The sequence below is a fragment of the Streptomyces sp. NPDC093018 genome, from assembly GCF_040684035.1.
Lineage (GTDB): Bacteria > Actinomycetota > Actinomycetes > Streptomycetales > Streptomycetaceae > Streptomyces > Streptomyces murinus.
Genome location: NZ_JBFBFF010000014.1, coordinates 135,921 through 160,558, shown reverse-complemented (window position 1 = coordinate 160,558; position 24,638 = coordinate 135,921). Strand labels below are relative to the sequence as shown.

The 24,638-nt window shown below is 71.2% G+C and carries 24 protein-coding genes, 1 pseudogene and 1 riboswitch; of the genes and pseudogenes, 13 read left to right on the top strand and 12 right to left on the bottom strand.

Translation table 11 applies throughout. The features are described from left to right. Position 1 precedes the first annotated feature (1 nt). On the bottom strand, positions 2-502 hold the full coding sequence (locus AB0N90_RS27640; protein WP_256640413.1) for a hypothetical protein: 501 nt from the start codon (positions 500-502) through the stop codon (positions 2-4). A 183-nt stretch (positions 503-685) separates the two neighbouring features. Here AB0N90_RS27640 and AB0N90_RS27635 point away from each other — a divergent pair, with 183 nt between their 5' ends. Further along, positions 686-2,077, top strand: a complete 1,392-nt coding sequence (locus tag AB0N90_RS27635) for a M1 family metallopeptidase (RefSeq protein ID WP_365201129.1) — start codon at positions 686-688, stop codon at positions 2,075-2,077. Between the two features lie 70 nt (positions 2,078-2,147). Here AB0N90_RS27635 and AB0N90_RS27630 read toward each other — a convergent pair whose 3' ends face one another. Beyond that, positions 2,148-2,723: a TerD family protein gene (locus AB0N90_RS27630; RefSeq protein ID WP_085565353.1), complete on the bottom strand. Its 576-nt coding sequence runs from the start codon at positions 2,721-2,723 to the stop codon at positions 2,148-2,150. Between the two features lie 175 nt (positions 2,724-2,898). On the opposite strand from AB0N90_RS27630, the gene arfB reads away from it, so the two are divergent. Beyond that, complete coding sequence (gene arfB, locus AB0N90_RS27625; protein ID WP_085568601.1) at positions 2,899-3,327, top strand: alternative ribosome rescue aminoacyl-tRNA hydrolase ArfB; 429 nt, start codon at positions 2,899-2,901, stop codon at positions 3,325-3,327. Between the two features lie 35 nt (positions 3,328-3,362). Here the strand turns inward: arfB and AB0N90_RS27620 are convergent, their stop codons facing one another. Both AB0N90_RS27620 and AB0N90_RS27615 read right to left on the bottom strand, forming a co-directional pair. Then, positions 3,363-3,830: a GNAT family N-acetyltransferase gene (locus AB0N90_RS27620; RefSeq protein WP_365201125.1), complete on the bottom strand. Its 468-nt coding sequence runs from the start codon at positions 3,828-3,830 to the stop codon at positions 3,363-3,365. Between the two features lie 54 nt (positions 3,831-3,884). Continuing rightward, positions 3,885-4,457: a flavin reductase family protein gene (locus tag AB0N90_RS27615; protein WP_361674419.1), complete on the bottom strand. Its 573-nt coding sequence runs from the start codon at positions 4,455-4,457 to the stop codon at positions 3,885-3,887. 304 nt (positions 4,458-4,761) lie between these two features. On the opposite strand from AB0N90_RS27615, the gene cdgB reads away from it, so the two are divergent. Both cdgB and AB0N90_RS27605 read left to right on the top strand, forming a co-directional pair. Beyond that, positions 4,762-6,414: a diguanylate cyclase CdgB gene (cdgB, locus tag AB0N90_RS27610; protein ID WP_365201123.1), complete on the top strand. Its 1,653-nt coding sequence runs from the start codon at positions 4,762-4,764 to the stop codon at positions 6,412-6,414. 117 nt (positions 6,415-6,531) lie between these two features. After that, a complete protein-coding gene (locus tag AB0N90_RS27605; protein WP_365201121.1) occupies positions 6,532-7,428 on the top strand; it encodes a carbohydrate-binding protein in 897 nt (298 codons plus the stop codon). Positions 7,429-7,485: 57 nt separating this feature from the next. On the opposite strand, the gene AB0N90_RS27600 is transcribed toward AB0N90_RS27605, so the two are convergent. The 4 genes from AB0N90_RS27600 to AB0N90_RS27585 all read right to left on the bottom strand — a co-directional run bounded on the left by AB0N90_RS27600 (position 7,486) and on the right by AB0N90_RS27585 (position 11,089). Then, positions 7,486-7,842, bottom strand: coding sequence for a peptidase inhibitor family I36 protein (locus AB0N90_RS27600; RefSeq protein WP_365201118.1), 357 nt, complete (start codon positions 7,840-7,842; stop codon positions 7,486-7,488). A 119-nt stretch (positions 7,843-7,961) separates the two neighbouring features. Next, positions 7,962-8,879: a 1-phosphofructokinase family hexose kinase gene (locus AB0N90_RS27595; protein WP_365201116.1), complete on the bottom strand. Its 918-nt coding sequence runs from the start codon at positions 8,877-8,879 to the stop codon at positions 7,962-7,964. Between the two features lie 117 nt (positions 8,880-8,996). After that, positions 8,997-10,151: an N-acetylglucosamine-6-phosphate deacetylase gene (gene nagA, locus AB0N90_RS27590; protein WP_365201113.1), complete on the bottom strand. Its 1,155-nt coding sequence runs from the start codon at positions 10,149-10,151 to the stop codon at positions 8,997-8,999. Further along, positions 10,151-11,089 (bottom strand): ROK family protein, encoded by a 939-nt coding sequence (locus AB0N90_RS27585; RefSeq protein ID WP_365201111.1) that lies wholly within the window; start codon positions 11,087-11,089, stop codon positions 10,151-10,153. The genes nagA and AB0N90_RS27585 overlap by 1 nt, the downstream gene beginning before the upstream one ends. A gap of 152 nt (positions 11,090-11,241) precedes the next feature. On the opposite strand from AB0N90_RS27585, the gene AB0N90_RS27580 reads away from it, so the two are divergent. The 3 genes from AB0N90_RS27580 to otsB are packed head-to-tail and all read left to right on the top strand — an operon-like array spanning position 11,242 to position 13,621. Further along, positions 11,242-12,498: an extracellular solute-binding protein gene (locus AB0N90_RS27580; protein WP_365201110.1), complete on the top strand. Its 1,257-nt coding sequence runs from the start codon at positions 11,242-11,244 to the stop codon at positions 12,496-12,498. Between the two features lie 16 nt (positions 12,499-12,514). After that, entirely contained in the window at positions 12,515-12,739 is a 225-nt protein-coding gene (locus tag AB0N90_RS27575; RefSeq protein WP_361674405.1) for a DUF3263 domain-containing protein, read from the top strand. 48 nt (positions 12,740-12,787) lie between these two features. Further along, positions 12,788-13,621 carry a trehalose-phosphatase gene (gene otsB, locus AB0N90_RS27570; RefSeq protein ID WP_361674403.1) on the top strand — a complete coding sequence of 278 codons (834 nt, stop codon included), beginning with the start codon at positions 12,788-12,790 and terminating at the stop codon, positions 13,619-13,621. Here the strand turns inward: otsB and AB0N90_RS27565 are convergent. Next, positions 13,609-15,036: a trehalose-6-phosphate synthase gene (locus AB0N90_RS27565; protein ID WP_365201107.1), complete on the bottom strand. Its 1,428-nt coding sequence runs from the start codon at positions 15,034-15,036 to the stop codon at positions 13,609-13,611. The two genes, otsB and AB0N90_RS27565, sit on opposite strands and share 13 nt — an antisense overlap. 83 nt (positions 15,037-15,119) lie before the next feature. Next, complete coding sequence (locus tag AB0N90_RS27560) at positions 15,120-16,064, bottom strand: glucosyl-3-phosphoglycerate synthase (protein ID WP_037653360.1); 945 nt, start codon at positions 16,062-16,064, stop codon at positions 15,120-15,122. A gap of 161 nt (positions 16,065-16,225) precedes the next feature. Then, positions 16,226-16,371, top strand: a riboswitch (SAM riboswitch). 18 nt (positions 16,372-16,389) lie between these two features. On the opposite strand from AB0N90_RS27560, the gene thrC reads away from it, so the two are divergent. From thrC to AB0N90_RS27535, 5 genes are all read left to right on the top strand, one after another. Beyond that, positions 16,390-17,673, top strand: coding sequence for a threonine synthase (gene thrC / locus AB0N90_RS27555; RefSeq protein WP_365201104.1), 1,284 nt, complete (start codon positions 16,390-16,392; stop codon positions 17,671-17,673). Next, positions 17,670-17,948 (top strand): MoaD/ThiS family protein, encoded by a 279-nt coding sequence (locus tag AB0N90_RS27550; RefSeq protein WP_085565339.1) that lies wholly within the window; start codon positions 17,670-17,672, stop codon positions 17,946-17,948. The genes thrC and AB0N90_RS27550 overlap by 4 nt, the downstream gene beginning before the upstream one ends. A 444-nt stretch (positions 17,949-18,392) precedes the next feature. After that, entirely contained in the window at positions 18,393-18,596 is a 204-nt protein-coding gene (locus tag AB0N90_RS27545) for a cold-shock protein (protein WP_037653356.1), read from the top strand. A gap of 319 nt (positions 18,597-18,915) precedes the next feature. Then, a complete protein-coding gene (gene groL, locus AB0N90_RS27540; RefSeq protein ID WP_037653355.1) occupies positions 18,916-20,538 on the top strand; it encodes a chaperonin GroEL in 1,623 nt (540 codons plus the stop codon). Between the two features lie 242 nt (positions 20,539-20,780). Beyond that, positions 20,781-21,908, top strand: coding sequence for an NADH:flavin oxidoreductase (locus AB0N90_RS27535; protein ID WP_365201102.1), 1,128 nt, complete (start codon positions 20,781-20,783; stop codon positions 21,906-21,908). A gap of 17 nt (positions 21,909-21,925) precedes the next feature. Here AB0N90_RS27535 and AB0N90_RS27530 read toward each other — a convergent pair whose 3' ends face one another. Beyond that, on the bottom strand, positions 21,926-22,507 hold the full coding sequence (locus AB0N90_RS27530) for a hypothetical protein (protein ID WP_159702558.1): 582 nt from the start codon (positions 22,505-22,507) through the stop codon (positions 21,926-21,928). Between the two features lie 122 nt (positions 22,508-22,629). Here AB0N90_RS27530 and AB0N90_RS27525 point away from each other — a divergent pair. Beyond that, positions 22,630-23,034 (top strand): annotated as a pseudogene (locus AB0N90_RS27525) (class I SAM-dependent methyltransferase); the annotation flags it as partial. A gap of 147 nt (positions 23,035-23,181) precedes the next feature. On the opposite strand, the gene AB0N90_RS27520 reads toward AB0N90_RS27525, so the two are convergent. Continuing rightward, positions 23,182-24,633 carry a PTS transporter subunit EIIC gene (locus tag AB0N90_RS27520; RefSeq protein ID WP_365201099.1) on the bottom strand — a complete coding sequence of 484 codons (1,452 nt, stop codon included), beginning with the start codon at positions 24,631-24,633 and terminating at the stop codon, positions 23,182-23,184. Between the last annotated feature and the right edge of the window lie 5 nt (positions 24,634-24,638).

Below are 24,638 nucleotides of genomic sequence, written 5' to 3'. Positions count from 1 at the left end.
GTTACGCGACGCGGGGGAAGCGGGCCTGGAGGGTCCAGATCGCCGGGTTCTCACCCAGGTCCTCATGCAGGTCGACGAGGTCGGCGACCAGGTCCTGGAGGAAGTCCCGTGCCTCGCGGCGCAGTTCGGCGTGCGCGAAGGAGAGCGGGGCCTCGTCCAGCGGCTGCCAGTCGGCCATGATGTCGACCCAGCCGAAGCGGCGTTCGAACAGCAGCCGGTCACTGGACTCGGTGAAGTCCAGCTCCGCCCGCTGCGGCCGGGCGGCCCGGGAGCCCATCGGATCCCGGTCCAGCCGCTCCACGATGTCGCACAGCGCCCACGCGAAGTCCAGCACCGGCACCCATCCCCAGGCTGTGGACAGCTCCCGGTCCGACGTGGTGTCCGCGAGATACACATCCCCGCAGAACAGATCGTGCCGCAGCGCGCGCACATCCGCGCGGCGGTAGTCGGTCTGCGGAGGATCCGGAAACCGGTTGGAGAGGGCGTAGCCGATATCGAGCACGGCTCGATGGTGTCACGGCGGCCCGGGAACCCCGGGGGCGGTGCCGGTCCCCGGCCCCGCCCTCCCTGTGAGCCGGCTGTGTCCGGACGCTGTTTCCGCAGGCGGAGAGCTTTTGGGCCGGTGATCGATCCACCCCCGGAGATGTCTCCCGCCGGTGATCCGCTTCCGCCTAAGATCGCTGACATGTCCAGATCCGTACGCCTGGTACCGGCCGCCGCGGTCGCGTTGGCGCTCGTTCTCGCCGGCACCGGGTGCGCGGGCGGGGTGCGCGGTACACCGGGGGGTCCGGGGCTGCGGGACCCGTATTTCCCGAAGGCGGGCAACGGCGGGTACGACGTCGACCACTACGCCCTCACCCTGGACTACACCCCGGCCACCCACCGCCTCACCGGTACGGCGGTCATCACGGCGCGCGCCACCAAGGACCTGTCCGCGTTCGACCTGGATCTCGCCGGGCTGCATGTGGACTCGGTCGGCGTCGACGGCCGGGACGCCCGCTACAACCGGGCCGGACAGGAACTCACCGTCCGGCCGCACGACGATCTGCGCAAGGGCGGCACCTTCCGTACGACCGTCCGCTACTCCGGCGTCCCCGGCACCCTCACCGATCCCGACGGCTCCGCGGAGGGCTGGCTGCCCACGGCCGACGGCGCGCTCGGGCTCGGCGAGCCGGTCGGGTCCATGGCGTGGTTCCCCGGCAACGACCACCCCTCCGACAAGGCCACGTACGACATCACCGTCACCGTGCCGGAGGGCCTCCAGGCGGTGTCCAACGGCGAGTTGGCGGACCAGTCCAGCCGGGCCGGCCGTACGACCTATCACTGGCACACCGCCCAGCCCATGGCCAGCTATCTCGCGACCGTCGCGATCGGGCACTTCGACATCACCCGGTCCAAGGGGCCCGGCGGGCTGCCCGTGCTCACCGCGGTCGACCCCACGCAGGCCAAGGCGAGCGCGGCGGTCCTCGCGAGGCTGCCCGAGGTCGTCAAGTGGGAGGAGGACACATTCGGGCCGTACCCCTTCTCCTCCGTCGGCGCCATCGTCGACCGGCCGGACGACGCGGGATATGCGCTGGAGACGCAGAACCGGCCGGTCTTCCCCGGCGCCCCCGAGCTGGGCACCCTCGTCCATGAACTCGCCCACCAGTGGTACGGCGACTGCGTCACCCCCAAGTCCTGGCGGGACATGTGGCTCAACGAGGGGTTCGCCACGTACGCGCAGTGGCTGTGGGACGAGGACCACGGCGGTGACTCGGCCGAGAAGACCTTCCGCTACTACTACGACGAGCACGACAGCGCCCTGTGGGCCTTCCCGCCCGCGATCCCCTCCGGCGCGGCGCACATCTCCGCGTCGCCGGTCTACGAGCGCGGCGCGATGGTGCTCCACAAGATCCGCCAGAAGGTCGGCGACAAGGCCTTCTTCGCCTTCCTGCGCGCCTGGCCGGCCGCGCACCGGTACGGCAACGCGAGCACCGCCGACTTCACGGCGTACGTCGAACACCGCTTCCCGGACCAGGACTTCGGCGAGATCTGGAAGGACTGGCTGTACGGGGAGGGCAAACCGGCGCATCCGTGACCGGGGCGCGCGCCGGGGTTTCCGCCCCTCCCCGGACCCTCGGCCGGGGAAGGGCGGAGACGGCGGTCCGTCAGACGTTCACACCGAAGTCCTGGGCGATGCCGACCAGGCCGGAGGCGTAACCCTGGCCCACCGCGCGGAACTTCCACTCCGCGCCGTTGCGGTACAGCTCGCCGAAGACCATGGCGGTCTCGGTGGCGGCGTCCTCGGACAGGTCGTAGCGGGCGATCTCCGCGCCGCCGGCCTGGTTGACGATGCGGATGTACGCGTTGCGCACCTGGCCGAAGTTCTGGCCGCGGTTCTCCGCGTCGTAGATGGAGACCGGGAAGACGATCTTGTCGATGTCGGCCGGGAGACCGGCCAGGTTGACGTTGATCGCCTCGTCGTCGCCCGCGCCCTCGCCCGTGCGGTTGTCACCGGTGTGCACGATGGTGCTGTCCGGGGTCTGCTTGTTGTTGAAGAAGACGAAGTGGGCGTCCGAGTAGACCTTGCCCTGCGTGTTGACCGCGATGGCGGAGGCGTCCAGGTCGAAGTCCGTGCCCGTGGTGGTGCGGACGTCCCAGCCGAGGCCCACGGTGACGGCCGTCAGGCCCGGAGCCTCCTTGGAGAGCGAGACGTTGCCACCCTTGGACAGGCTTACAGCCATGTTGGGAGTCCCTTCCTAGATATCCCTGTACGTGCCGACGAAGCTACCGTCACCCGGGAGAACGTCGAGGGGGGTGCCCATGGTTCCGCACCCCTTTACCTTTTTTACCCGCACTTCTCCACGGATCCGGAAATCCAGGTGACGTGGCGGGGCCCGGCCCGGGAACATGGAGGGCATGTCCGGTCCTCACCTCATCCGCGGCTCCGTCTCGCTCCCCGAGGCCGAGCTGATGTGGCGTTTCTCCAGGTCGTCCGGTCCGGGCGGGCAGCATGTCAACACCAGCGACTCCCAGGTGGAGCTGCGCTTCGACCTCGCGGCCACCGAGTCGCTGCCGCCGGTGTGGAAGGAGCGGGCCCTGGAGCGGCTGGCCACCCGTCTCGTCGACGGGGTGGTGACCGTGCGCGCGTCCGAGCACCGCTCCCAGTGGCGCAACCGCGAGAGCGCCGCCGTACGCCTCGCGGCCCTTCTCGCGGAGGCCACCGCGCCCCCGCCCAAGCCCCGCAGGCCCACCCGGATACCCCGGGGCATCAACGAGCGCCGGCTGCGGGAGAAGAAGCAGCGCGCCGACACCAAGCGCGGGCGTTCGGGGCGCGACTGGGGGTGAGCGGGCCCCCGCGCCGCCCTCTCTCCGGTCTCCGGCTACGCGTCCCCCAGACCCAGCACCCCCACCGTCTGCCCCCCGCTCGTCTCCCCGTTCTTCCCGAAGCCCAGCCGGAGATAGAACTCCTCGGGGCCGTCCGCCCCGGGATGCCAGGTGACGTACAGCTCGGAGCCGCCCCGGCGCCGGATCTCCGCGCCCACCGAGGCGACCGCGAAGCGGCCGTACCCCCGCCCCTGCTCGCCCGCCGCGATGTTCAGCCGCCACAGCCCCGACCTGCGGACGCTTCCGTCGCCGTACCAGTCGATGTCGAGGAAGGCCATCAGGAACCCGACCGGCCGGGTGCCGTCGAGGATCAGCCGCGGCCAGGCCACCCCCGGAGGGTGGACGCAGGCCTCGGCGAGGGAGCGTTCCACCGGCTCGACCGCGTGTTCCTGGCCGGGCCGGACGCGAATGCCGATCGCCGTCTCGAAATTGCGGGGCGTGATCTCTTCCAGATGCGGTGCCATCCGCGCACCCTAGGCGGCGAATTCACCGCGCCACCACGGAAATAAAGGGAAGGCTCAGCCCAACTGGCGGTAACGGCCCCGGAAATACGTCAGCGGGCCGCCCTCCGCGCTCGGCACCCGGGCGGTCAGCACCCGGCCGACGACCAGGGTGTGATCGCCGGCCGCCACCCGCTGCTCGGTGCGGCACTCCAGCGTCGCCAGCGCGCCGCCGACCAGCGGGGCGTGCGTGACCTCGCCGCGGGTGTACGCGATGTCCTCGAACAGGAGCCGGTCGCTGATCCGGCCCTTCATGGCGAAGCGGCCCGCGATGTGCCGCTGGCTCTCGGTGAGCACCGACACCGCCCACAGCGGCTGTTCGGCGAGCAGGTCGTCCATGCGCGAGCCCTCCCGCAGGCTGACCAGCACCAGCGGCGGATCCAGGGAGACCGAGAGGAAGGCCGTGGCGGTCATGCCGACGTCCTCCACGCCCGGGGCGTCCGGGTCGTCGGGGTCGAGCGGCGGTTCCTGCGCGGTGACCAGGACCACGCCCGCGGCCAGCCGGGACATCGCGGCCCGGAACTCGTCGTTGCTCACCCCCTCAGCATGCCCGGAAGCGGCGAGGGCGGTGGGAGAAGGCGTCTTCAGCACGCCGGAAACGCTAGTCTGCGCTCTACGCCCGTCGCATCGGGCCTCCGGCCGAGCCGGGACCTAGGACCAGCGGCGGAGTGGAACCGGAAAGCAGGCATTCGGTGAACGCATGGAAAACGCCGAAACTCCGCCCAATTGTTCATGTTTTGCTGTGACTTGAGTCACAAGGGGCAGGAATTGTTGACCCTGTGTACCGGGTGAGCAGCGCGCTGTGATTCAGTGGCGGTGAAACTGCTGGAGCAACCACGAGGCGCCGAAGACGACGACCCTTGATTCGCTGCGAGGTCTCGGGGGGAGGGCGAGCATGGAGACCGAGTCGGAGCCGTATGTCCGTCTTGCGTCCCTGCGGCAGCTGCACCAGGTCATGGCGGACATGAACACGGCGCGCAGCCTGGCGGACACGTTGCAGACCGTTGCCGACGGCGTGGTCAACGCCCTCGGGTACGAGATGGCGGGCGTGAACCTCGTACGACCCGACGGTGATCTCGTCGTCGCCGCGTTCTCCGGCAACTCCGCCGCCGAGGCCCTGATCACCGGCCGGGTCGGTTCCCGCGATGCCTGGGACCGGCGCCTGGGCATGGGTGAGCGCTGGGGCGATCTCGTCTTCATACCGCACACCGAGGGCTGGGTGCTGGACGACGACGATGTGCCCCAGTGGTTCACGGACGGGCCCGCGCCCCGCTTCGAGGGCGAGTGGCACCCCTCCGACCGTCTCTTCGCCCCCATGTACACGCCGGGCGCCCAGGGCGGCGCCTGCGGTGAACTGCTCGGCGTCATATCCGTGGATCGCCCGCGCAACGGCCGGCTGCCCGGCGCCTGGGGCCGCGAGGCCCTCCAGATGTACGCCTTCCAGGCCGCCATCGCGATCAGCAACGCCCGGCTGCGCTCCAATATGCAGCGCGCCCTGGTCCGCCTGGAGCGCGAGCAGCAGGCGCTGCGGGCGAGCGAGGAGAGTTTCCGACAGGCGTTCGAGTACGCGCCGTCCGGTATGGCGATCGCCGAGATGGGCGGCGAACAGCACGGCCGCATCCTGCGCACCAACGACGCCCTGTGCCGGCTGCTCGGCCGCCCGGCCTCCGCGATGCGCCGCTACTCCTTCTCCGACCTGGTGCACCCCGAGGACATCGGCACCCTGCTGCGCACCTCGGCGGAGGGCGGGCGCGCCGAGCTGCGGCTCGGCCGCCGTGACGGCAGCTATGTGTGGGTGTCGCTGCGCAACAGCGTGGTCGCGGACGCCGCCGACGGGCCCCGCTTCCTGCTCACCCACGTCGAGGACATAGAGGAGCGCAAGCGCCGCGAGCTGCAGCTCGCCCACCGCGCCTCGCACGACTCGCTGACCGGCCTGCCGAACTCCGCCGAGCTGCGTTCGCGGCTCGCCGCCCGGCTGTGCCGCCGCCCGGCGCACGCCCTGGAGTCCCTGGACGCGGCCTACGGCCACCACCCCGCCTTCGACGGCCCCAGCGGGCACGGCTTCGACTTCGCGCCGGGCGCGGAGTCGTACGACGGCTACGACCACCATGTGCACACGGTCGCGCCCGAGGGCGAGCAGGACGACGGCACCAAGGGGCTCGCGGTGCTCTTCTGCGATCTGGACGGCTTCAAGTCGATCAACGACCGGTTCGGGCACAACGCGGGCGACGCCGTCCTGATCGAGGTCGCGCGGCGGCTGTCCCAGGGGGTGCGCGACGGCGACACGGTGGCCCGGCTCGGCGGCGACGAGTTCGTGATCCTCGCCGACGGGCTCGGCCGCGCGGACGCCGAGGACCTGGCGGTACGGCTGCGCAACGAGATCATCCAGCCGATCCGCGCCGAGGGCCGGGCGGTCCGGGTGGGGGCGAGCTTCGGCATCGGGTGGGCACACTGCGGGATGACCGCCGACGAAGTGTTGAAGTCCGCCGACGAGCGGATGTACGTAGAGAAACGATCTCGTCCCAAACAACATCGCCGCGCGGGATGAGCCCCAGGTCAGCGAGTTGATGCGGTCTGCGTCACCTGTTTGGGCTAAGCGGAACGGGTAGGCTCGCCTTTCCAGCCATGACCGTATCCGTTCGCACCTGTTGAGGAGTACCAAGGGATGACGCCCGGCGACAACGGCGCGAGCACGCCCGAGGAAGACGACCCGTTCGGCTATCTGTACGCAGACGGCCAGGCCAGAGGAGCCCAGCCGCCGTCCGGTGGTTACGGCTACCCGAACTCGGTCAGCAGGGTGCGCGCGGTCGGCGAGCGTCAGTACGGCCAGCAGCAGCCGCCCCATGTCCCGCAGCAGGGTGCCTACGGCCAGCCGAACGCGCACTACCAGGCCCCGGAGACGCTCCCCGGCGGCGCCCCGCCCGCGGGCCACGCCCCGGCGCCCGGCCCCGGCCGCCGCGGCCCCAACACCAAGGGCCTGCTGATCGGCGCGATCGCGGTGGTTGCCGCGGTGGTCATCGGCATCAGCGTGGCCATGCTCAACGGCAACTCCGACGACAAGTCCGACAACCAGGCCGGCACCACCCCGACCCAGTCCCAGAGCACGGACCCGACCCCGACGAGCAGCAGCTCGGCGGACGGGGCACTGCCGAAGGTCGACGCGGCGGACGGTTCCGTGCAGCTGGCGGGCGGCACCTCGGTGGCTACGGACGTCAAGGGTGCGAAGGGGGCTGGAGGCAAGTACGTGGCCGGCCTCAACCAGGTGGGCGCCTCCGTCACCTGGACCGTCGCCGATGTTCAGAAGGCCGGCTCGTACCGCCTGTACGTGCGCTATGCGATTCCCGGTGAGGACGCCAATGCGACGGTGACGGTCAACGGCAAGTCCAACCAGCAGCCGCTGGGTATGAAGAACTTCATCGGCTCGCCGAAGGGCGACTTCGAAAAGGGCTGGCAGACCACCTGGGCTCCCGTCACGTTGAACCAGGGCTCCAACACGGTGACGATCGCCTGCGGACAGGGCAACCAGTGCAACGCCCTCATCGACCAGTTGTGGGTCCAGTAGCTCTCGGACAGCGGAACGGTCCCCGGCGTACCGGGGACCGTCGTCAGGCTCCTGCTGCTACTTCGCCCAGACCTCGATGCCCGTGACGGTGGAACGGGTGTTGTCCGAGTAGGTGCCCGGCTTCAGGGTGAACAGCTTGGTACCGACATCACAGCCGGTGCCGGGGGTGATGTGCCAGAACACCAGGCGGTAGGACGTCTGGTTCGAGACGGACCGGGCCGCAGTGAAGGGATAGCAGCCGGGCGTCACGGAGAGGACGGTCCTGGTTCCGGTCCTGTTGGTCTTCGACCATCCGCACACCTTGCCCTTCGGGCAGGTATTGGGAGTGGCCGCCGAAGCCGGTGTGGCAAAGGCGCCGCCGAGCAAAGCACCGGTCACAGCCATCATCGCCAGGCTCTTCTTGAACATGCTCATGCGAGATTCCCCCTACATCTCCCGCTATTGGTCGTATAGCGGACAGATCGCTATTTGACCACCTGGCTGAGATGAAGGAAAGGGCGTTTCTCGGTCAACCCGCCGGTGACACAAAGCCCTCACGCCGTCGTCACCGACAATCGCGCCAGGAGCCTCTCGTAGACCGCGCGGTCGAAGTCACCCGCCGTCGGGGACCGCACAGTGGCCACCGACAGGGCGACCGCGCGGGTGAGGCGGTCCGGCCAGGGGAGCTGGTCCAGCAGACCCGACAGGAGGCCGGCGGCGGCTGAGTCGCCGGCGCCGGTGGGGTTGCCGTGCTCATGGGCGGGCGGGATTACGCGCCAGCGGCCCTCCGGGGTGGATGCCAGCAGGCCGTTCGGGCCCAGGGACGCGATGACCGTGTGGGCGCCGCGGCGGCGGGCGGATTCGGTGGCGCGCAAGGGGTCGTGGGAGCCGGTGAGTTCGGCCAGTTCGTCGGCGTTGGGCTTGATGATGTCGGGGCGGGCCGCCACCCCGCGGCGCAGCGGCTCGCCGCTGGTGTCCAGCAGGACCGGTACGCCCAGGGAACGCGCCGTGCGGATCAGGCCCGCGTACGCCCCCACCGGAACCCCCGGCGGCAGGCTGCCGCACAGGGCCACCGCCGATGCGCCGGAGAGCAGCTCCGCATAGCGGTCCAGGAACGCGGCCCACTCCGCGGGCGCGATCTGCGGTCCCGGCTCGTTCAACTGCGTCGTGTCGCCGGAGTGTTCGTCCACGACCGCGATCGTGCGCCGCGTCGCCCCCGCCACCGGCACCAGCGCGTCCGCCAGCCCCGCGGCCTTGGCGAGCCCCTCCCGCACCGCGGCGCCCGTGCCGCCGCCCGCGAACCCGGTGACCGTCACCTCGTGCCCGAGCGCCGCGAGCACCCGGCCCACGTTCACCCCTTTGCCGCCCGGCCGCTCGATGACCTCCGAGACCCGGTGCGAGGCGTGCGGACGCAGTGACCGCACCCGATAGGTGAGGTCGAGAGCGGTGTTCAGCGTGACCGTGAGGATCACCCGGGCTGCCTCCCTCGAAGCCGTCGTTCCGGGGCCCTGATCATGCCAAAGAGACGGCGGCCGACCCAGATGCGGGTCGGCCCCGATCGCAGGGAAAAGCCGGGCGTATCAGCCCAGTTAGGGAGCGACCACCCACTCGCCGTGCCGCATCACGCCCCGTACGTCGAAGTCCGCGTCCAGCAGCACCAGGTCCGCGTCCTTGCCGGGCTCCAGGGAACCGACCCGGTCCGAAAGGCCCAGTAGCCGGGCCGGGTTGGCGGACAGGGCCTTCACCGCGGCCTCGACCGGCAGCCGGTCCACGGTCACCGCGCGTTTGAACGCCCGGTCCAGCGTCAGTGTGGAGCCGGCGATCGAACCGCCCTCCACCAGCCGGGCCACCCCCTCGCTGACCTCCACCTCCAGCGGGCCCAGCATGTAGCGGCCGTCGCCGATCCCGGCCGCGTCCATCGCGTCGGTGATGAACGCCACCCGGTCCGCGCCCGCGTGATGGAACGCCAGCTCCAGGGCGGCCGGATGCAGATGCGTGCCGTCGTTGATCAGCTCGACCGTCACCCGCTCGTCCTCCAGCAGGGCCGCGACCGGACCCGGGGTGCGGTGGCCGAGGGCGGGCATCGCGTTGAAGAGGTGCGTGGCGACCGTGGCACCCGCCTCGATGGCGTCCACCGTCTGCTCGTACGTCGCGTCCGTGTGCCCGATCGCCGCGATCACCCCGTGCTCGGCGAGCAGCCGTACCGAGTCGATGCCGCCCGGCAGTTCGGCGGCGAGGGTGAGCATCCGGGCCTGCCCGCGCGCCGCGTCGATCAGCTTGCGCACCTCGGCCGGCTCCGGGTGGCGCAGCAGCGCCTCGGAGTGGGCGCCCTTGCGGCACGGCGAGATGAACGGCCCCTCGAAGTGGATGCCCGCGATGTCGCCCTGCTCGGCCAGCTCGCTGAGCAGCCCGGCCTGGCGGACCAGCAGGTCCATCTCGTCGGTGACGGTGGAGGCGACCAGGGTGGTGGTGCCGTGCGCGCGATGGGTGCGGATCGCGGTGAGGATCTGCTCGGCGGTGCCGGAGAAGGAGGCGCCGCCGCCGCCGTGGTTGTGGAGGTCGACGAAGCCGGGGACCAGCCAGTGGCCGGACACGTCGAGCACGGCGGCGTCGGCCGGGGGCGCGCCGGTGATGCGCGTGCCGTCGATGGCCACGGTGCCGTTCTTCACCGTGCCGGTGGGAAGCACCACGTTCGCGCCGGTGAGCACCCGCGGCTCCGTCGCGGCTCCTCGTGGACTGGCCATCAGGTGTCTACCTCCGGAGTAGAAGTGGTCGTCAGCAGATCCCGCGCGAGCAGGCCCGCGCCGAGGCAGCCGGCGGTGTCGCCGAGGGCGGCGGGGACGATGGACGGCAGTTTCTGGAAGGTGACCCGGCGCCGGACGGCGTCCCGCAGGGGCTGGAACAACACTTCCCCCGCCTCGGCGAGACCGCCACCGATGATCAGCGTGCGCGGGTCCAGCAGGGTGAGCGCGGTGACCAGACCGTCGGCGAGCGCGTCCACCGCCTCCTGCCAGACCAGCCGGGCACCGGGGTCGCCCGCCGCGACGGCCCGCGCGCAGTCTGCCGCGTCCGCGTCCGGGTTCCCGCCGGCCGCCGCCCAGGCCTCGCTGACGGCGGCCGCGGAGGCGTACCGCTCCAGGCAGCCGCGCTGGCCGCAGGGGCAGAGCGTGCCCCCGGGCCGTACGACGACATGGCCGATCTCGCCCGCGAAGCCGTGCGCCCCGGACTCCACCCGGCCGTCGATGCCGATCGCGCCCGCGATGCCGGTGCCGAGCGGTACGAACAGAAAGCGGTCGGCGCCCCGGCCCGCGCCGATCCGGCCCTCGGCGAGCCCGCCGGTGCGCACGTCGTGGCCGAGCGCGACGGGCACCCCGAGCCGCTTTGCGAGCAGATCGCGCAGCGGTACGTCCTTCCAGCCGAGGTTGGCGGCGTAGACGGCGGTGCCGTGCTCCTCGTCGACGATGCCGGGCACCGCTATGCCGGCGGCGGCCGGCGGGCCGTGGCGCTCGGTGCCGTACGCGTACAGCTCGGCGGCGAAGTCGAGGATGCCCGCGACCACCGCGTCGGGGCCGCGTTCACGGCCGGTGGCGCGGCGGGCGCGGTGCAGCAGGGCGCCGTCGTCCCCGACGAGGGCGGCCTTCATCCCGGTACCGCCCACGTCCAGGGCGATGACATGTCTCACGGGGACAGTGTGGCCCGCTGACCCACGAGAGGTCTAGTCCACTCGCGTGGTGTAGACCTTAGGCGTTCATCTGATTTATTTGTTCGGACAGCGGGGTTGGGGTTTTGACGGTGCGTCGGCGTACGGCAGGAATGATCGCGACGGTGTCCGCCATGGGCATGACCGCCTTCCTCGGCGGCTGCGGGAGCACCGGCTCCTCCGATGTGACCCTCAGACTCGTGGCCGCGGACTACGGCGACTCGGCGGGGAACAGCTCGCAGAAATACTGGGACTCGCTGGTCAAGGAGTACGAGAAGACGCACCCGGGCGTGAAGGTCCAGGTCAGCGTGTACTCCTGGAACGACGTCGACCGCAAGGTCAAGGAGATGGTCGACGCCGGGCACGCGCCGGACCTGGCGCAGATCGGCGCGTACGCCGACTACGCGGCGGCCGGGAAGCTCTACGCGGCCTCCGATCTGCTCTCCATCCGCACCCAGGCGGACTTCCTCTCCCAGCTGTCCGACGCCGGCCAGTGGAGCCATACGCAGTACGGCATCCCCTTCGCCGCCTCCACCCGGGTGCTCTTCTACAACAAGACGCTCTTCGCGAGCGCCGGCATCACCACCCCGCCGACCAGCTGGGACGAGCTGGCCGCGGACGCCAAGGCGCTCAAGGCGAAGGGCGTGAAGTACCCCTTCGCGCTGCCGCTGGGGCCCGAGGAGGCGCAGGCCGAGACGATGCAGTGGCTGCTCAGCGGCGGCGACGGCGGTACCGGCGGCACCGGCTACACCGATGACATCGGCACCTACACCATCGACTCCGAGCAGAACGTGCGGACCTTCTCCTGGCTCAAGGACGACCTGGTCGCCAAGGGGCTGACCGGTCCGGTGGCGCCGGGCAAGCTGAACCGGGCGCAGGCGTTCGCGGCGTTCGCCGACGGGCAGGCCGCCATGGTCGACGGGCATCCCACGCTGATCCAGCAGGCCGAGGCGAAGGGCGTGCGCTTCGGCATGGTGCCGACGCCGAGCCGGACCGGGCGGGCGCGGGCCTCGATGGGGGTGTCCGACTGGATGATGGCGTTCAAGCAGAACGGCCACGCCGACCAGGTCGGCGACTTCCTGAACTACGTGTACAGCGAGAAGAACGTCCTCGACTTCTCCCGCACCTACGGGCTCCTGCCGGTCACCACCTCCGCGTCCAACGCCATGAGCGCGTCGGACGCGGCGCCCGACAAGGCCCTGCACCCCTTCCTGGACCAGCTGGCCACGAGCGAGATGTACCCGGTGGGCAAGACCTCCTGGGCATCGGTCAGCGCGGCCGTGAAGCAGAACATCGGCCAGGCCGTCGCGCCCGGCGGCAACCCCGCGGGCGTCCTCACCCGCCTCCAGGCCACGGCCACGGCGGCGGACAGCGCGGCCAGCACCAACTGAGCGCTACGGTTTCCCCATGGAACTGGGTGAGCGCGAGAAGGAGATCCTCGCACTGGAACGCCGGTCCTTCGCCGGACCCGGCGCGAAGGAACGCGCCATCCGCGAGGACCTCCACCTCTCGCCGGTCCGCTACTACCAGCTCCTCAACGCCCTCCTCGACGACGAACGCGCCCTCTCCCACGACCCGGTCACGGTGAACCGCCTGCGCAGGATCAGGGAGACGAGACGCGCGGAGCGCTGAGGAGGAGCGCCAGGCGTGACAACCGCCCCCGCTGGATAGTGTCGGTACATGGATCCTCTGCCGAGCCCCGCCACCCAGGCCGGCCGGGACGGACTCGCCGCGCTGCTCGCCAACCCCACCGCCGCGGTGATCGGCCTGGACTTCGACGGCACCCTCGCCCCCATCGTCGCCGACCCCGAGCAGGCCCGCGCCCACCCCGCCGCCGTCGCCGCGCTCACCGCCCTCGCCCCCAAGGTCGCCCATGTCGCCGTGATCACCGGCCGGCCCGCCGGTGTCGCGGTCCGCTACGGCGGCTTCGCCGGTGTCCCCGGCCTCGACCACCTCACCGTCCTCGGCCACTACGGCGCCGAACGCTGGGACGCCACCACCGGCACCGTCACCGCCCCCGCCCCGCACCCCGGCGTCGCCGCCGTCCGCGCCGAGCTGCCGGGCCTGCTGGACCGGGTCGGCGCCTGGCAGGGCACCTGGATCGAGGAGAAGGGCCGCGCCCTCGCCGTGCACACGCGCCGCGCGCAGGACCCGCAGGCCGCGTACGAGGCCCTGCGCGCCCCCCTCGCCGAACTCGCCACCCGCCACGGGCTGATCGTCGAACCCGGCCGGATGGTCCTCGAACTGCGCCCGCCCGGCATGGACAAGGGCGTCGCCCTCGGCGAGTACCTCCGCGAGACCGGTGCCGGCTCCGTCCTCTACGCCGGCGACGATCTCGGCGACCTCCCCGCCTACGCCGCCGTCGACAAGCTCCGCTCCGAGGGCACCCCGGGACTCCTCGTGTGCAGCGGCAGCACGGAGGTCACCGAACTGGCCGAGCGGGCGGACCTGGTGGTCGACGGCCCCGAGGGCGTCGTCGGGCTCCTCACCGCGCTGGCGGCTCAGCTGGACTGATCGTCCAGGGCGCGCAGCTGGTCCAGGAACCACCGGGCCGGCGGCAGCGCCGTGCCCGCCGCGGCCAGCCGCTTCGAGCGCTCGGCCCGCTCCTCGGCCGGCATGGTCAGCGCCGTGTGCAGGGTCTCGGCGGTGCCCGTGATGTCGTACGGGTTGACCGTGAGCGCGTCCTCGCCCATCTCCTCGTGCGCCCCCGCCTCCCGCGAGAGCACCAGCACACAGCCCTCGTCGGAGACGACCGGGACCTCCTTGGCGACCAGGTTCATGCCGTCCCGGATCGGGTTGACCAGCGCCACGTCGGCCAGCCGGTACGCGGCCAGGGAGCGGGCGAAGTCGTCCTTCACATGCAGCACCACCGGGATCCAACCCGGCGTCCCGTAGGCCGAGTTGATCTCCTCCGCGACCCGCTGCACCTCCGCCGTGTACTCCCGGTACACGGCGAGGTCCTGCCGGGAGGGGTACGCGAACGCGACGTGTACGACCTTCTCCCGCCACTCGGGGTGCTCGTCCAGCAGCTGCCGGTACGCCAGCAGCCCGCGCACGATGTTCTTGGACAGCTCGGTGCGGTCGACCCGCACGATCGTCCGGCGGCCCTCGCCGATCTCCGCCCGCAGCGCCGCCATCCGCTCGGCCACGTCCGGCCGGTGGGACCGCTCGCGCAGGAAGTCGGCGTCCGCGCCCAGGCCGTGCACCCCGATCCGGGTACCGGCGGGGATCCCGGGCCCCAGCACCGCGTGGCAGCACTCGGTGAACGCGTCCGCCCAGCGCCGGGTCAGGAACGCCGCCCGGTCCGCGCCGAGGATCCCGGTGAGCAGCTCCGCCGCGATGTCGTCCGGCAGCAGCCGGAAGTACTCCGCCGGTGCCCACGGCGTGTGCGAGAAGTGGCCGATGCGCAGATCGGGCCGGAGCCTGCGGAGCATCCGCGGGGCGAGCGCCAGGTGGTAGTCCTGGATCAGCACCGCCGCGCCCTCGCCCGCCTCCTCGGCCAGCGCGTTCGCGAACGCCCGGTTGTACGCCTCGTACGCCGCCCACTGCCGCCGGAACTCCGCGTCGAAGACGGGCTCCAGCGGGGTCTGGTAGAGCATGTGGTGCACGAACCAGAGCACCGAGTTGGCGATCCCGTTGTACGCGGCGGCGAAGACCTCCGGGTCGATGTCCAGCATCCGCACCCGCTGCCCGCCGGTGTCCGCCTCCGGCAGCAGCCCGCCCTCGGCGCGGCGCACGGCCGCCCGGTCGCCGTCGCCCAGCGCGGCGCACACCCAGACCGCGTTCGTCTCCGGGCCGATCGCCGACAGGCCCGAGACCAGCCCGCCGCCGCCCCGCTTGGCGCGCAGCGAACCGTCCTCGCCCGTCTCGTACGAAACCGGGCCGCGATTGGACGCGACCAGCACCTCAGCACCGTGCGTGGAAGCCATGGTCCAGAACCTAGCCCGGCCCGGAAACCCTCAAACCAACGGACCCGCCCGGAACGCCGCCGCAGCGGGCCGTACCTGCGCTTTCACGCCACCCGGCGGCGGGCGTACTCCGCGATCTCGGTCATCGGCGGCCGCTCCTCGGTGTCCACCGCGTAGGTACGCGGCTCGAAGCCGGAGACCCCCCGCTCGAACTGGGTGAGCGCGGGGCGCACCAGATGGCCGCGGGCCAGCCGCAGCTGGGCCGTGCGGTAGATGGCCGCCGCCATCCGGCCGAGCGCCTGCCCGTCCTGGTGCCGGTGCTTGCGCACCCCGACGTCCACCTGGGCCAGCGCGTCCAGGCCCACCAGGTGCAGCGCGTCCACCAGCATGCCCAGCTCCACCCCGTACCCGACCGGGAACGGCAGCTGTTCGAGCAGCGAGCGCCGGGCCGCGTACTCCCCGCCCAGCGGCTGCACGAAGCCCGCCAGCTGCGGCCAGTGCATGTTCAGCAGCGGGCGCGCCATCAGCTCGGTGACCCGGCCGCCCTGCCCCGCCGTACCGGCGAGCGGACGGTCGTACATCGCCTTCACCAGCTGGACGTCCGGCTCGGTGAGCAGCGGGCCGACGATGCCGAGGACGAAGTCGGAGGAGAACTCCCGCAGGTCCGCGTCGATGAAGCAGATGATGTCCCCGGTGGCGACCAGCAGCGAGCGCCACAGCACCTCGCCCTTGCCCCGCACCGCGGGTATCCGGGGCAGGATCGCGTCCCGGTGCACCACCCGCGCGCCCGCCGCGGCGGCGACCTCGGAGGTGCGGTCGGTGGAGCCGGAGTCGATCACCAGGACCTCGTCGACGAGCGGCACCCGCTCCATCAGATCGCGCCGGATCACCGCGACGATCTCGCCGACGGTCTCCTCCTCGTCGAGCGCGGGCAGCACCACGCTGATGGTCTGGCCGGTGCGCCCCTTCGCCGCCAGGACCTGGTGCGCCGGCCGATCGCGCACGGACCAGGAGCGGTTGCCCATCCAGCGCTCGACTTCTTCCAGCACGGTCCCCGGCTCCTCACGCTCGTCTCGCGGCTCGTCTCGCGGTACGGACGACTATCTCAACTCTCCAGGCCTTCGGTTACAGTCTTGAGCAACGCCGATGACCATCGCATGTCGGGGGTCGCGCGCGGACACACCGCAGCACTGCGGACACAATCGAATACCGCTCATCCAGAGGGGCAGAGGGACACGGCCCGATGAAGCCCCGGCAACCCTCCAGTCGGTTCTCGTTCTCATCACAGCGAGGCTCCCGGCTAGGGAAGGTGCCAAATCCGTCTCACGGCGAAGTGCGTCGTGAGGAAGATGAGGAGAAAGGGCCTCGCCTCTCATGGCTGTGCAGACAGTTGCCACCTCCGGTACCTCCACCGTCGATCTCGGCCCCGCCGCCGCCCTCAGCTGTCGCGAATGCGGCCACCGCGTCCCGCTCGGCCCGGTCTTCGCCTGCGAGGAATGCTTCGGCCCGCTGGAGATCGCCTACGACTTCTCCGCCTACGACACCGAAGAGCTGCGCAAGCGGATCGAGGACGGCCCCGCCAACATCTGGCGCTACGCCCCGCTGCTGCCGGTCCCGGCCGATGTCGCGGACAAGCCGAACATCAACCCGGGCTGGACCAAGCTGGTCAAGGCCGACAACCTGGCCCGCGAGCTGGGCGTCACCGGCGGTCTGTACGTCAAGGACGACTCCGGCAACCCGACCCACTCCTTCAAGGACCGGGTCGTCGCCCAAGCCCTGGAGGCGGCCCGCGCCTTCGGCTTCACCACGCTGTCCTGCTCCTCCACCGGCAACCTGGCCGGCGCCGTCGGCGCCGCCGCCGCCCGCGCCGGGCTGCGCTCCTGCGTGTTCATCCCGCACGACCTGGAGCAGGGCAAGGTCGTCATGGCCGCGGTCTACGGCGGCGAGCTGGTCGGCATCGAGGGCAACTACGACGATGTGAACCGCTTCTGCTCCGAGCTGATCGGCGACCCGGCCGGCGAGGGCTGGGGCTTCGTCAACGTGAATCTGCGGCCGTACTACGCCGAGGGCTCCAAGACCCTGGCGTACGAGATCTGCGAGCAGCTCGGCTGGCGGCTGCCGGACCAGATCGTGGTCCCGATCGCCTCCGGCTCCCAGCTCACCAAGATCGACAAGGGTCTCCGGGAGCTGATCGAGCTGGGGCTGGTCGAGGACCGGCCGTACAAGATCTTCGGCGCCCAGGCCGAGGGCTGCTCGCCGGTGTCGACGGCCTACAAGGCGGGCCACGACGTCGTACGGCCCCAGAAGCCCAACACCATCGCCAAGTCCCTCGCCATCGGCAACCCGGCCGACGGCCCCTATGTCCTGGACATCGCCCGGCGCACCGGCGGCGCGGTGGAGGACGTGACGGACGAGCAGGTGGTGGACGCGATCAAGCTGCTGGCCCGCACCGAGGGCATCTTCGCCGAGACGGCCGGCGGGGTGACCGTCGGCGTCACCCGGAAGCTGATCGAGAGCGGGGCGCTCGACCCGGCGAAGAGCACCGTCGTCCTCAACACCGGCGACGGTCTCAAGACCCTCGACGCGGTGGCCGGCACTGGCCTGACCGCCACCATCCGCCCGAACCTGGACTCCTTCCGAGAGGCTGGCCTCGCATGAGCGTGACCGTTCGCATCCCCACCATCCTGCGCACCTACACCGGCGGACAGGCCGAGGTCGCCGCCGAGGGCACCACCCTCGGCGAGGTCATCGAGGACCTGGAGAAGAACCACACCGGCATCGCCGCCCGCGTCCTGGACGACCAGGGCAAGCTGCGCCGGTTCGTGAACGTCTACGTCAACGACGACGACGTCCGCTTCGAGCAGGGCCTTGCGACCTCCACCCCGGACGGCGCGGGGGTCTCCATCATCCCGGCGGTGGCCGGCGGCTGCTGACCGAATGATCGATCATTACCTTAGGTAATGACGGTCACCGAAAGTACATCGGATTGCCCTCTCCGTGAGAGAAGCGGAGGGGGCAATTCTGCGTGATTGAGCGCGGTACAGTTGGGGAACGCGCCCTCCGGTGATCGAGGGTAAGCCCTCGATTCTCTTCCGCGGGCCCGATAAGAAGTAGCCAAAATGCACGGACTTTCCGCGGCTTTTGTGTCTTTTACGGGGCCCGACTTGCCCTGAATTCGGGTGAATTCTCCCCACATTCCGGATCGTTCGCGTCCAGAATTCTCGTCCAATTGACCTGTTGCAGACGGCAGTTGGACAGATACATTCAGCCGCGGTCGACGCGTTCCGGCGCACGCCCCCGACGCATTGGGGGGTGAGGTCTGACCCGGGTCCGCGAAGTGTGGATCTGTGCAAGGGCCAGTAATAGGGGAGTTAGGCATGGCTCAGGGCACCGTCAAGTGGTTCAACGCGGAGAAGGGGTACGGCTTCATCGCGGTCGACGGTGGTGCGGACGTCTTCGTCCATTACAGCGCCATTCAGATGGACGGCTACCGCACCCTGGAGGAGGGCCAGCGAGTCGAGTTCGAGATCTCGCAGGGCCAGAAGGGTCCGCAGGCCGACATGGTTCGCGTCGCCGTCTGAACGTTTCTCCACCGAAGGGCCCGCACCTCGCACAGGGTGCGGGCCCTTCGGCGTGCCCGGGGCCGGGCGCCCCCGCGTGTTCGCCTCCGGCTGACCCGGCCGTCCAGAAGGCCCGAGAGGGGCCAAGGCGCTTGCACTCGACCATGCCGAGTGCTAATCATTGGCGTTAGCACTCTGAAGGTGAGAGTGACAACGAAGGACCGGGTCGGTGAGGTCCGCAGGCCATGTGGGGCAAGGAACCACAGGTCGGCGAACCGTCCGTCGCGGGCGCGGGCGCGGTCCGAAGGAATCACCCCCAGTCCTGGAGGGACCACTTCACATGGCCAAGATCATCGCGTTCGACGAGGAGGCGCGGCGCGGCCTCGAGCGCGGCATGAACCAGCTCGCGGACGCCGTCAAGGTGACGCTCGGCCCCAAGGGTCGCAACGTCGTCCTCGAGAAGAAGTGGGGCGCCCCCACGATCACCAACGATGGTGTCTCCATCGCCAAGGAGATCGAGCTCGAGGACCCGTACGAGAAGATCGGCGCCGAGCTGGTCAAGGAAGTCGCCAAGAAGACGGACGACGTCGCCGGTGACGGTACGACCACCGCGACCGTGCTCGCCCAGGCCCTGGTCAAGGAAGGCCTGCGCAACGTCGCCGCCGGTGCCAACCCGATGGCCCTGAAGCGCGGTATCGAGAAGGCCGTCGAGGCCGTCTCCGCCGCCCTGCTGGAGCAGGCGAAGGACGTCGAGACCAAGGAGCAGATCGCCTCCACCGCGTCCATCTCCGCCGCCGACACCCAGATCGGCGAGCTGATCGCCGAGGCGATGGACAAGGTCGGCAAGGAAGGCGTCATCACCGTCGAGGAGAGCAACACCTTCGGTCTGGAGCTTGAGCTCACCGAGGGCATGCGCTTCGACAAGGGCTACATCTCCGCCTACTTCGCCACCGACATGGAGCGCATGGAGGCGTCGCTGGAGGACCCGTACATCCTCATCGCGAACTCCAAGATCGGCTCCGTCAAGGACCTGCTCCCGCTCCTGGAGAAGGTCATGCAGTCGGGCAAGCCGCTGCTGATCATCGCCGAGGACGTCGAGGGCGAGGCCCTGTCGACCCTGGTCGTCAACAAGATCCGCGGCACCTTCAAGTCCGTCGCCGTCAAGGCCCCGGGCTTCGGCGACCGCCGCAAGGCCATGCTCGGCGACATCGCCATCCTCACGGGCGGCGAGGTCATCTCCGAGGAGGTCGGCCTCAAGCTGGAGAACGCGACCCTGGACCTCCTGGGCCGCGCCCGCAAGGTCGTCATCACCAAGGACGAGACCACCATCGTCGACGGTGCCGGCTCCTCGGAGCAGGTCAACGGCCGGGTGAACCAGATCCGCGCCGAGATCGAGAACAGCGACTCGGACTACGACCGCGAGAAGCTCCAGGAGCGCCTGGCCAAGCTCGCGGGCGGCGTCGCGGTCATCAAGGCCGGTGCCGCCACCGAGGTGGAGCTCAAGGAGCGCAAGCACCGCATCGAGGACGCCGTGCGCAACGCCAAGGCGGCCGTCGAGGAGGGCATCGTCGCCGGTGGTGGCGTGGCCCTGCTGCAGGCCTCCCAGGTCTTCGAGAAGCTGGAGCTCGAGGGTGACGAGGCGACCGGCGCCAACGCCGTGCGCATCGCCCTGGAGGCCCCGCTGAAGCAGATCGCCGTCAACGCCGGCCTTGAGGGCGGTGTCGTGGTGGAGAAGGTGCGCAACCTGACCCCGGGCCACGGCCTGAACGCCGCGACCGGCGAGTACGTCGACCTGGTCGCCGAGGGCATCATCGACCCGGCGAAGGTGACCCGTTCCGCGCTGCAGAACGCCGCCTCCATCGCCGCGCTGTTCCTCACCACCGAGGCCGTCATCGCCGACAAGCCGGAGAAGGCCGCCGCGGCCGCTCCGGGCGGCATGCCGGGCGGTGACATGGACTTCTGATCGACCTCTGGTTGATCAACGTCCTTACCGAGGGCGGTACTTCCTGTCAGGGACAGGGGGTGCCGCCCTCGGGCTTTTCCCGGGCTTTCCCCGGGCTTCTTCGCCACCCGGGCGTGTCCGGCGTCACAGACGACCGCTTCCGGGTCCGGGAATGCTGACCTCTGTACAGCGGCTTACTTAAGCAGCTACAACAATGCGCATTCACATACCGCTCGGTTAGCAGCCTTCTGAGGAGCCCCCACGTGACCGTCGACACGACGCCCGCCTCCCGCGCGGCCCAGGTACTCTCCCGCCCCATCACGCTCAACGGCCTCACGGTCCCCAACCGGATCGCGATGGCGCCGATGACCCGGATGTTCTCCCCGGGCGGCGTCCCCGGCGAGAACGTGCGCTCGTACTACTCCCGCCGCGCCGCCGCGGGCGTCGGCCTGATCGTCACCGAGGGCACCTACGTCGGCCATGACTCGGCCGGCCAGAGCGACCGGGTGCCGCGGTTCCACGGCGAGGAGCAGCTGGCGGGCTGGGCGAAGGTCGCCGAGGACGTGCACGCGGCGGGCGGCACCATCGTCCCGCAGCTGTGGCACATCGGCATGGTCCGCAAGGACGGCGAGGCCCCCTTCCCGGCCGCCCCCGCGATGGGCCCCTCCGGTCTGGTCACCGCGGGCGCCGAGCCCACCGGCAGGGCCATGACCCAGCAGGACCTGGACGACGTGATCGCCGCGTTCGCCCAGGCCGCCGCGGACGCCGAGCGCATCGGCTTCGACGGTGTGGAACTGCACGGCGCCCACGGCTACCTCCTCGACCAGTTCCTGTGGGAGGGCACCAACCGCCGTACCGACGCCTACGGCGGCGACCCGGTGGCCCGCACCAGGTTCGCCGCGGAGATCGTCGCCGCGGTCCGCGAGCGGGTCTCGGCCGCCTTCCCCGTGATCTTCCGCTACTCGCAGTGGAAGCAGCAGGACTACACCGCCCGGCTCGCCGAGACCCCGCAGGAGCTGGAGGCGATCCTGGCCCCGCTCGCCGCGGCCGGCGTCGATGTCTTCCACGCCTCCACCCGCCGCTACTGGCAGCCCGAGTTCGACGGCTCCGACCTCAACCTCGCCGGCTGGACCAAGAAGCTCACCGGCAAGCAGACCATCACCGTCGGCTCGGTCGGCCTGGACGGCGACTTCACCGGCGCGTTCACCGGCGAGGGCTCCCCGGTGCAGGGCATCGACGACCTGCTCGACCGCCTGGAGGCCGACGAGTTCGACATGATCGCGGTCGGTCGCGCGCTGCTCCAGGACCCCGAGTGGGCCGCGAAGGTGCTCGCGGGCCGGACGTCGGAGCTGGCGCGGTACGACGCGGCGTCGATCAAGACGCTCAGCTGAGGACGCTCGGCCGGGGCTCAGATCCCGCCGATATTGCCGTTCAGCGGCTCGATGTCGACGCGTACCGGGGTGCCCCACACGCGGAGCACCTCGTAGTCGGTGAACTCGTGCACCAGCCGGTACGCCATCGCGGGCCGGGCCCCGCGCCGCTGGGCGGCGAGGTACGCCTCGGCCTCCCGGCGGTCCCGCCGGGGGGTGCCGCACAGCTGCCACTCCTGGCCGTTCCACAGCTCCGGCAGCCAGCGTTGCTGGGGCTGCGGGCGGTCGGCCCGGACGCCGTACCGCGAGGGCGCGGTGGCCACCGGCTCGGCCGGGTTCGCCCGGCCCCCGTACTCCGAGCGGCGCGCTGCCCGGCGCCGGGTCTCGCACAGCAGACACAGGTCGGGGGCGCTCTCGTCCACCGGTCCGTGCGGATGCTCGGCGCACCGGGTGGCCGGCGCGTTCGCCCCGACGCTCTCCTCCAGCAGGTCCAGCGCCCTGCGCAGATCCGTCCTGATCTCCTGGAGCCGCCCGTCCGGAGTGTCGGCGGCCAACGCCTCCCCGTGCTCCCCGAGCAGCCGGAGCGCTCGGCCGAGGGCGGTCAGCTGGGCGTGATTCATGGTGGTGGATTCCGGTCGGTAGGCGAATTTCGGGCGCGTTCCCCGCCCCCAGTGTCCAGGATGCCGCCGCGTGGCCGGTGCGGCTTCACCGGTGCTCCCCAAAGGGAGGGTGGGGTGGGGCCATGGGGACTTCGACGGAGCGGTTGATCGAGGGGCTGCGGCGGTTCAACGACGCTCACCCCTGGGACCACAACGCCCACTACCACCCCTGGCTGTTACGGCAGTTGCCCCGGCGGTCCGGCCGGGCGCTGGACGTGGGGTGCGGTGCCGGGGAACTCGCGCGGCTGCTGGCCGGGCGGGTGGAACGGGTGGAGGCGGTCGACTCCGACCCGGGGATCCTGGCGCGGGCGCGGGAGCACGCCGGGGCCGCCGCGAACGTCCGGTACACCCTGGCCGCCGCCCCCGACGGGCTGCCGCCCGGCCCCTACGACGTCATCACCTGTGTCGCCGTACTGCACCACCTCCCCTTCGCCGAGACCCTCACCCGGTTCCGGGCCGAGCTGGCGCCCGGCGGGACGCTGGTCGTCGTGGGGTGCGCCCGGGACGAGGATGTGCGCGGGGTGCTCTCCGTGCCGCTCAACGCGCTGTTCGGCTGGGTGAAGAACCGGGGGCGGGCCACCGCGGAACGGCCCGTGGGCATGACCGCGCCGGTCAAGGGGCCGGAGATGGACTTCTCAGAGATTGCCGGACAGGCCCGTCGGCTGCTGCCCGGGGTCCGGCTGCGGCGGGGGTTCTTCTGGCGGTACACCCTGGTGTGGCGCGCTCCTCGGGAGGGTGAGCCAGGTGGCCAGGAAGCCGACCGTGTAGCCGGTGAGGAGGCCGCCCGCGTAGATCGCCGCGGTGGCCGCGAGGCTCCGGTTGCCGGACAGCAGGGGGAAGAGGGCCCAGCCGGAGGGGCCGATCGCCGTCGCGCCGACCTTCGTGCCGAGCATCGCGAAGGCGCCGATGAACGCGCCGCCCGCCGCGCCGCCCGCGCAGGCGGTCAGGAAGGGGCGGCCGAGGGGGAGGGAGACGCCGTAGATCAGCGGCTCGCCGACGCCGAGCAGCCCGGCGGGCAGGGCCGAGCGGATCGTCGTCCGCAGTGAGCGGTCGTGGCGCAGCCGGACGTACACCGCGAGGGCCGCGCCCACCTGGCCCGCGCCCGCCATGGACAGCAGGGGGAGCAGGACGGTGTAGCCCTGCTGCTGGATGAGGGTGGCGTGGATGGGGATCAGGGCCTGGTGCAGGCCCAGCATGACCAGCGGGAGGAAGAGGCCGCCCAGCAGCAGTCCGGCCGCGGCGCCCGTGGTGGCCAGGAGCCAGTTCGCGGCGGTGCCGATCGCGGTGGCGACCGTACCGGCCGCGTACATCAGGCCGTAGAGCGTGATCAGACCGGGGACGAGGACGGTCACCGCCGGGGTGAGCAGGACGTCCAGGGTCTCGGGGACGCGGCCCCGGCAGAAGCGTTCCACCCGGGTGGCGAGGAAGGCCGCCGCCAGCGCGCCGAGGACCCCGCCCTGGCCGGGGGCGAGCTGTGTCCCGAACGCCGTCACCTTGGCCACGCCCGGGTACACGACCACCGCCGCCACCGCCGCGCCCAGCACGGGGGTGCCGCCGAACTCCTGGGCGGTGTTGTAGCCGACGAACACGGCGAGCAGCGCCATGAAGGCCGATGCCACCGTGGCGAGCGCGGGGGTGAGGCCGGGCAGCCAACCGGTGTTCTGGAGCACGCCGCCCAGACCGGCGAGGATGCCGCAGCCGATCAGGGCGGGGATGAGGGGCACGAAGACGTTCGCGACGCGGCGCAGGGCGGTCTTGAAGGGGGTGGCGTTACGGCGGCGCAGATCCTCCTTCAGCTCTGCCCCGATGGATGGCCGCCCTGTCCGAATGCCTGCCTCCACCCGCGTCCGCACCTGCTCGGTCACCGTCTCCACCACGCCCGGCCCCAGCACGATCTGCCACGCGGCCCCCTCCGCCACCACTCCCAGCACCCCCGGCACCGCCCGCAGCCCGGTGCCGTCCGCCGCGTCCGGGTCCGCGAGGGTGAGCCGCAGCCGGGTCATGCAGTGGGTCACGGAGGTGACGTTGGCGGGGCCGCCGAGGCGGGTGAGGACGGCGGTCGCGGTGGAGGCGGGGTCCGTGTGCACCCCTT